Genomic DNA, 7,282 nt, shown 5'->3' with positions numbered 1-7,282 from the left:
AGGGGTCTTGGAGGAGTCTTCTTGCAAAGCGAATATATTTCGAGACAATCGCCCGAACCGACAATTGGAGCGTATATGGCCGTATCGGTTTCTCGATGAGGTAGGTAATATTGGAAGCAATGCACATGTCCACTACTTCGGAGCTGGCATTCCCCGTTACGATAATCGCATCTTCATATGCCATCGGGTACTTGCCGACGATCGATTCGAGGATTTCGAAGCAGGTCTCATTTCCCAGAAAAACGTCGAGTATGAAAATAGCCACCCCGGGTTTTCGTGACGCGAGATACGCGAGAGCATCGCGGGTGCTGGTAAAAGAGATTACATTACCCCAGGAGTAGAATGTTTCCACTATATCGGTGATTACCTTACAAACTTCCGGTTCGTCATCGATAATGATTACATCGAGGTTGTCCGACATGACTCACCCCCTTTCGCATGATGAATATAAGCCGTGAAAGAAAAGAGTCAACAGGGTGATTGCCGTCACTCCGTCCCGGCGAGGGAGCCGCGCCCGGGGACTGACGGCATGCTATAGGCCCCCTGAAGCACGGTGCGGACCTGTCTGGCCAGTTCCTCTTTCAGAAAAGGCTTCACGAGAAAACCTGATATCCCCAATTTCTTCATTTTCCTGAAGGAGAGGCTTTCATTGGCGCCGCTGCAGAGGATCACCGGTATCCTTTTCGCCTCCTTCGTCAGTTGACGAGCCAGATCGGCTCCGGTCATAGCCGGCATCGCATAGTCGGTAATCACGAGATCAAAGGCGCCGGGATCGCTCCGGAACAGGCTGAGGGCTTCACTGCCGCCGGTGACCACAGTCACCGTGTAGCCGAGACGTTCCAATCTTTCCCTCGTCATCTCCGCGATAATCTCCTCATCGTCGACAAGAAGTATTCGCCCGGGAGGGGGAGGTTTTGCGGACGGAATGGCCGTGGCCGGAGGATTTCCGGTTTTTAGCCGCGGGAGATATACGGAGAACGAAGTGCCTTCGCGAAGCCTGCTCCTGACGGAGATTAGACCATCATGGGCTTTTACGATTCCGTGGACCACAGAGAGTCCCATGCCCGTTCCTTCGCCGGGTTTTTTCGTGGTAAAGAAAGGCTCGAACACCCTTTCCAGTGTTTCGGGTGGAATTCCGCATCCCGTATCGTTCACCATAAGTTTTACATAAAGGCCCTTCATCTCACCATTCTCCATTGCAGGATCAGCCGGATCGGGTTGCTGGTCGGTGAGACTTATTTCAATGACGCCGCCCTTTGAGCCGATGGCATGAGCCGCATTCGTGCAAAGGTTGATGAGGACCTGATGGACCTGGACCTGATCCGCGAGAACCAGATCATTCTGTAAAAGAATGCGCTCCCGAATCTCGATGTTCGAGGGGATGGTGGCCCGAAGAAGCTCGGTTGCCTCTCTTATGAGTAGCGCCAGCGCCACAGGTTTCCTGTCCGTCTCTCCTTTCCGGCTGAAGGCAAGAATCTGCCTCACAAGATTATGCCCCCTCCTCGCACTTTTAAAGATAAGCTCAAGCTTCCGGTGCATCGGGCTTTCGGGGGCCGTATCATCGAGAAGTATTTCGGTAAAACCGATGATTCCTACAAGGATATTATTGAAGTCATGGGCTATCCCTCCCGCAAGGGTCCCGAGGGCCTCCATCTTTTGCGATTGTCGGAGCTGGGCTTCCACCGCTTCTTTTTCTTTGCGGGTGGTGATATTTTCGACTGTGCCCTCATAATGGAGCACCCGGCCCTGGGGGTCACGGACCGTGCGGGAGCTCATCGAGATCCAGACCGTGCTCCCGTCCTTGCGGTAAAGCTGGGTCTCGAATTTTTCCACGAAACCCTGCTTCTTATAGAGATCTTTGAGCCGGGTGCGATCTATGGGATGGACATACATTTGCCGTCCGATATTGGTGACGCACTTCATCAATTCCTGAGGGGAGTCGTAGCCGTAAATCCGTGCAAGAGCGGGGTTCACGCTCAGGAACCGGCCCCGGGGTGTGGTCTGGAATATACCCTCCATGGCATTTTCGAAGATGCTTCGGTATTTCCTTTCGCTTTCGTGGAGCGCCCTTTCGACCTCTTTGCGGCTCGTCACATCGTTGAGCACGGTAATCGTGCCGGTGGAGAGGTGGGTCGTTCTGAACTCGATATCCTTGGCTTTCGCATTCTTGCAGCGTATCCTGAACTCGACGTCAAGACTCCCGCCGTCGGGCTGCCTGTTCAGCTTCCATGTGCGGATGACTGCGTTCCTGTATGTCTCATCCGGGTAAGCCTTCTCAAACCATATTTTCCCGGTGGGGACATCCTTCAGGGTGTAACCGGTAATTTCGGTGAACCGGGGATTGACGTACCGATACCTCCCATCGCCATCTACCAGCGCAATACCGCTGGGATCATTTTCAAGGATCGTGAAAAAGGTTTCCCGCTCTTTTTGCAGCTCCTTTTCAGCTTTCTTCCGCTCTGTTATATCGATCATCATTCCGGATATAAGACCTTCCTTCAGAGTTGCGCTGAGAAGCACGTTGAGATGTTCTCCGCTCTTTGCAATAAATTCAGTTTCGCAATTTTTCACGCCTTCCGGCGAATCGAGCTTCCGAAGCATGTCCTTACGCTCTTCCGAAGTCCTATGCCGTGGAAAAGGGCCTGCCGAGATGAGCTCCTCCACCGAATTAAACCCGAACGTGAGGGCGCAGGTTTGGTTGGCGTAGACGATATTCCCCGCCCGGGACGTTTGGTATATGGCCACCGGGGCGTTGATTACGAGATCCCTGTATCTCTTTTCAGACTTTCTTAACTCCGCGGTCCGTTCGGCAACCAATTGCTCGAGGCTGTCCCGATGGCGCTTTAGCTCTCCCTCCGTGCTCTTTCGCCATGATATATCCCTCGAAATACCGAGCAATCCGATGATAGATCCTTCTTCTCCGAGAGGGGTCACGCTTACCTCGACCCATATCTCTTCACCTGAAGAGGAAAAATAGGTAAACTCGAAGGGGGGCTGCATCTCGCCCCTCATTGCGGCTGCGTGCTTCGCCACGGCCCGGCGGCGATGTCTGCTGCCGATTATCTCGGCAAAATGCTTTCCTATGTACCATTCCCGCGAAAAACCGGATCGCTCGGCAATGAGGTTATTGACATAGGTGAAGCGTCCTTCCTTGTCGAGGAGGTAGATGCCGTCCCGCACATTTTCAATAAACGGGCGGTGACGGGCCTCACCGGGTTTTTGACTCTGCCCTGTCAGCGCATGGTGTGTCACCGATTTGGTTAATTCGGTTTGGAACCCTCCCTCGGGCTCTTTTTCAATTTCCGAACTCCCCTTCGGGTGGCAATTTTCGGAAGGCCCGTAGACAAAGAGATTCTTGTCCTTGTCCCTGTCCTTATCCCGCATAAAGTGCACCTCCCAATAATGAGGTTATATTTGAATTATAGACCATTTTCAGATTCTTGGGGTGCGTGGCTGAAGAATTATGATCCTTTTGCCGGAGAACGACAGATTTTCTTCCATGGCGCCGAACCGGTTTTCTTCCATGGCGCCGAACCGGAAAAGGAGCCGGCCTTGAAACGCCCACACCCCTAACTTATATTTAGGTAATTGAAAACAAGGGGCATAATCCGCTCCGAAGGGTTGAGAAATGAATACCGCCTACAATGCATCTGATGCGGGGCCGGCGCATTCCGAATTGGGTTACGTGGGCCTGGGAAAGATGGGCAGGAACATGGTAAGTCGTCTCCTGGAGAAAGGGTACGGGGTTCTTGCCTATGATGTCAATAAAAATGCGGTCGATGAAGCGGTCCGGGAAGGAGCAAGGGCCGCCGGTTCCCTGGATATGTTGGCCGGCGCACTCACTTCCCCTCGTCTGATTTGGATCATGGTGCCCCATGAAACGGTGGACGGCGTACTCGAGTCCCTCGTGCCTCGCCTTTCCCGGGGCGACACGGTCATAGACGGGGGCAACTCCTTTTACCTTGATTCCATCAAACGCGCAGAGAGTCTTGCCGCTTCCGGAATAGAGTTCCTCGATGTGGGCGTGAGCGGCGGACCCCGGGGTGCACGAACAGGCGCCTGCATAATGGCCGGCGGCAGAAGGGAGGCCTATGGCAAGTGCGAGCAGCTTTTCGTGGACCTCTCCATTGAGAACGGGTGCCGCTATCTGGGCCCTCATGGGGCGGGTCATTTTGTGAAAATGGTCCATAACGGCATCGAATACGGGATGATGCAGGCGATCGGGGAAGGTTTTACCGTAATGAAGGAATCCCCTTTCGAACTCAATCTCACGTCCGTTGCCGAAGTTTTCAATCACGGCAGCGTCATTACCTCGAGGTTGGTAGGATGGCTGAGGGATGCCTTCGAAAGATATGGTCAGGATCTGGACACGATTTCGGGCTCCGTCGCCCAAAGCGGCGAGGGCCTCTGGACGGTAGACGTCGCCAGACAGAGGGGCATTCCTGCCCCCGTCATCGAAGAGGCAGTCAATTTCCGGACCAGGTCCCGGGACAACCCGAGCTATACAGGCCGGATCATCTCGGCCTTGCGTACCGAATTCGGTCAACACGACGTCTTTGAGAAAAAGGAAAGGTGAGGGAGCTATGATCAACCCGTCAATGGAGGTGCGATTGGAGAAACTCGCGAAACTGATTCGCTATTATATTCTCGCGTCGACAACCAGGGCAGGCTCCGGTCATCCCACTTCATCGCTGTCGGCATGCGATCTGATGACAGGTCTCCTTTTCGGGGGCACCTTCAGGTATGACGCGGCCCATCCCGACCATCCCGGGAATGACCGGATCATCTTTTCGAAAGGCCACGCATCGCCCCTGTTTTATGCCATGTGGGCAGCGGCCGGTCAGGTCACTTTCGATGAGCTGATGACGCTACGGAAATTCGGAAGCCGCCTCGAGGGGCATCCCACCGTCGCATTTCCCTATGTGGAGGCATCTACCGGCTCACTCGGGCAGGGGCTTCCCATCGGTCTCGGAATGGCCCTCAACGCAAAATATATCGACAAATTGCCTTATCGTACTTACGTGCTCCTTGGCGACAGTGAAATGGCCGAGGGGTCTCAGTGGGAAGCGATTCAAATCGCCGCTCACTACAAGCTTAATAACCTCATCGGCATCCTCGACGTGAACCGCCTCGGTCAGCGAGGGGAGACCATGTACGGTCACGACCTCGCGGCATACGAGAAGCGAATCTCTGTCTTCGAATGGGCTGTTATCACCATCGACGGTCACAATTATGATCAGATTGTCGCTGCCTACGAGAAAGCCCTCGCCGTCTCTGACAGGCCCGTGATGATCATCGCGAGGACCATCAAGGGGAAAGGGGTATCTTTTATCGAGGATAAAAACGGCTGGCACGGAAAGGCCCTGAGCAAAGACCAATTTGAGCAGGCAATGACGGAGATGGGGGCCGTGGATACTTCCATCACGGGCGTCATTGCGAAACCCGCAGATACGAGACCCGTGCAGAAACCGCAGAGAAAGATCAAAGCCCCGGAGTACGGGCCGGAAAAAGCGGTATCTACCCGTCGCGCCTATGGAAACGCACTGGTGCGGATACTCGACCGCTTTCCGAATATGGTGGTCCTGGACGGGGAGGTCGGCAATTCAACCTATGCCGAACTCTTCGAAGAAGCGCACAGAGAAAGATTTTTCGAAATGTACGTGGCCGAACAGAATATGGTGGGAGTTGCCCAGGGTCTCTCGAGTCGCGGGAAAATACCCTTCGTGTCCACCTTCGCCGCTTTTCTGACCCGGGCCTTCGATCAGATACGGATGGCCTCCTACTCCCGGTCCAATATTAAATTTTGCGGCTCCCATGCGGGCGTATCGATCGGTCAGGACGGTCCTTCCCAGATGGGTCTCGAGGATATTGCGATGTTTAGAACCCTCCTGGAAGGTGTAGTGTTTTATCCGAGCGATGCCGTCTCCGCCGAAAGGCTCGTGGAGCTGTCGGCGGGCCATAAAGGGATCGTCTATATACGCACCACGAGAATGGATACACCTATCCTTTATGGCCCCGACGAAATCTTCGAGATAGGAGGGTGCAAGGTGCTCCGGCGAAGCGGCAAGGACAGGGTGACTGTCGTGGCAGCGGGGGTGACTCTTTTCGAGGCGCTCGCGGCGTACGAAGCCCTCGAAAAGGAAGATATACACATACGGATAATAGACCTCTACAGCATCAAGCCTATCGATGCGCAGACCCTTAGAGAAGCCGCCCGGCAGACGGGGAAGGTTATCACTGTTGAAGACCATTACAAGGAAGGAGGGCTCGGAGAAGCGGTGGAGAGCGTCCTTGCAGGCCTGGCGCCGGTTCATGTGCTTGCAGTGGGAAAAATGCCTGCCAGCGGCACCCCGGAGGAGCTTCTCGATTACGAGGGGATATCAAGAAAGGCGATCATGGAAAAAGTGAAGGAGGTGCTATGAGACCCGAGGGGCTTAAAACAAAAATATTTCTGGACGGGGGAGATCCCAATCAGACAAAAGAGATTATCCGTATTCTTGGGTTTCTCGACGGTCAGACCACCAACCCCACTTTAATCGGAAAGAATCCGGAAGCACGGAAACAGATCCAGGGAGGCAAGAAATTCAGCGGACAAGAGCTGCTCGCCTTCTACAAGCATGTGGTCGGTGAAATATCTTCACTCATGCCGCAGGGTTCGGTTTCGGTCGAGGTATACGCCGATACACAATCCCGTGCGGAAGATATGCTCCGCCAGGGAAAGGAGATGTTTTCCTGGATACCTAATGGCCACGTAAAATTTCCTACCTCCGCCGAAGGTTTGAAGGCGGCACAACGAGCGTTATCCGAGGGGCTGCGTGTGAATATGACGCTCTGTTTTTCGCAGGAACAGGCTGCCGCGGTATATGCGGCTACCCGGGGGGCGAAAAGAGGGGATGTTTTCGTATCTCCTTTTATCGGCCGCCTCGATGACCGCGGCGAGAATGGAATGCAGCTCATCGAAAATATCATCGAAATGTACAAAAAAGGAGATGGCCATGTGCTTGTGCTTACTGCGAGCGTGAGGACTATCGACCACCTTCTCTATGCATTCAAGCTCGGCTCCGACATCGTCACCGCTCCTTTTCCCATACTGAAGGAGTGGGGAGAGCGCGGCATGCCGATGCCGGACAAGGAATTTCGTTATTGGCTGCCCGATTTGAAGCACATGCTTTACAAAGAGATAGACCTCTCGAAAAACTGGGACCGGTACGATATCGCCCATGAACTCACCACCAAAGGCATGGAGCAGTTTTCAGCGGACTGGAATGCGATGATAGGGTGA

General features: G+C 54.0%; 5 protein-coding genes. 3 read left to right on the top strand and 2 right to left on the bottom strand.

What is annotated here, in order from left to right; all coding sequences use genetic code 11:
- Together VGJ94_00595 and VGJ94_00590 are read right to left on the bottom strand one after the other, a co-directional pair.
- Positions 1 to 421, bottom strand: a 421-nt coding sequence (locus tag VGJ94_00595; GenBank protein HEY3275090.1) for a response regulator, incomplete at its 3' end; no start/stop codon positions are given.
- Between the two features lie 65 nt (positions 422 to 486).
- Entirely contained in the window at positions 487 to 3,384 is a 2,898-nt protein-coding gene (locus VGJ94_00590) for a PAS domain S-box protein (protein ID HEY3275089.1), read from the bottom strand.
- A 244-nt stretch (positions 3,385 to 3,628) separates the two neighbouring features.
- On the opposite strand from VGJ94_00590, the gene gnd reads away from it, so the two are divergent.
- Genes gnd through VGJ94_00575 form a run of 3 tightly spaced genes read left to right on the top strand, consistent with a single transcriptional unit; the run spans position 3,629 to position 7,282 of the window.
- Positions 3,629 to 4,576 (top strand): decarboxylating 6-phosphogluconate dehydrogenase, encoded by a 948-nt coding sequence (gnd, locus tag VGJ94_00585; GenBank protein ID HEY3275088.1) that lies wholly within the window; start codon positions 3,629 to 3,631, stop codon positions 4,574 to 4,576.
- Between the two features lie 7 nt (positions 4,577 to 4,583).
- Positions 4,584 to 6,422, top strand: a complete 1,839-nt coding sequence (locus VGJ94_00580) for a transketolase (GenBank protein ID HEY3275087.1) — start codon at positions 4,584 to 4,586, stop codon at positions 6,420 to 6,422.
- The gene (locus VGJ94_00575; protein HEY3275086.1) at positions 6,419 to 7,282 is read left to right on the top strand and encodes a transaldolase family protein; all 864 of its coding nucleotides are present in this window, start codon (positions 6,419 to 6,421) and stop codon (positions 7,280 to 7,282) included. Before VGJ94_00580 ends, VGJ94_00575 begins: the two co-directional genes overlap by 4 nt.

The sequence above is a fragment of the Syntrophorhabdaceae bacterium genome, from assembly GCA_036504895.1.
In the GTDB taxonomy this organism is placed as follows: domain Bacteria; phylum Desulfobacterota; class Syntrophorhabdia; order Syntrophorhabdales; family Syntrophorhabdaceae; genus PNOM01.
This window is presented reverse-complemented; position numbering and strand designations above follow the sequence as displayed.

What these genes read in the sequence shown, in the direction of transcription:
- VGJ94_00590 (HEY3275089.1), bottom strand. Translation starts at nt 3,384, where the DNA reads ATGCGGGATAAGGACAGGGACAAGGACAAGAATCTCTTTGTCTACGGG.
- gnd (HEY3275088.1), top strand. Translation starts at nt 3,629, where the DNA reads ATGAATACCGCCTACAATGCATCTGATGCGGGGCCGGCGCATTCCGAA.
- VGJ94_00580 (HEY3275087.1), top strand. Translation starts at nt 4,584, where the DNA reads ATGATCAACCCGTCAATGGAGGTGCGATTGGAGAAACTCGCGAAACTG.
- VGJ94_00575 (HEY3275086.1), top strand. Translation starts at nt 6,419, where the DNA reads ATGAGACCCGAGGGGCTTAAAACAAAAATATTTCTGGACGGGGGAGAT.